The organism is Desertibacillus haloalkaliphilus (assembly GCF_019039105.1).
In the GTDB taxonomy this organism is placed as follows: Bacteria; Bacillota; Bacilli; order Bacillales; family KJ1-10-99; genus Desertibacillus; species Desertibacillus haloalkaliphilus.
Genome location: NZ_JAHPIV010000112.1, coordinates 1 through 448 on the forward strand (window position 1 = coordinate 1; position 448 = coordinate 448).

The following is a 448-nucleotide window of genomic DNA, read 5'->3' on the forward strand; positions in this document are numbered from 1 at the left end:
CTTCTTATCCTTATTCATCCTCTCTCTCCCCTTTCTCTCCTTTCTCCTTCTCCCCCTCCCTTTTTTCCTCTTTCCTTCCTTTCCCCTTCCCTTTCTTCCCCTCCCTCCTCCTTTTCCTTCCTTTTTTTCTTCCCCTTCCCCCCCCCCTTCCTTCTCCTTCCCTCCCCTCTCCCTTTCCTTCTTCCCCCTTCTTTTCCCCTTTTCCTCCTTTTTTTTCCTCCCCTTTCCTTCCCCCTTTTCTCTTCCTCCCCTTTCTTTTCTCTTCCTCCTTTCTTCTCCCCCTCTCCCCCCCCCTTTTCCCTTTTTTTTTCTCCCCCTTCCCTCCTTCCTCCCCCCCCCTTTCTTTTTCTCCCTCCCTCTCCCCCTTCTTCTTTTTTTCTTTCCTTCCTCCCTTTCCTTTTCCTCTTTCCCTCCCTTCCCTCCCCCTTTCCCCTTCTCTTCTTCCCTT

Annotated in this window: 1 protein-coding gene; it reads right to left on the bottom strand. The window is 51.6% G+C overall.

Going from position 1 to position 448, the window contains the following annotated elements; translation table 11 throughout:
• Positions 1-10: 10 nt before the first annotated feature.
• Positions 11-448 (bottom strand): hypothetical protein (locus KH400_RS29680; RefSeq protein WP_217228002.1); only part of this gene is annotated, 438 nt, incomplete at its 5' end.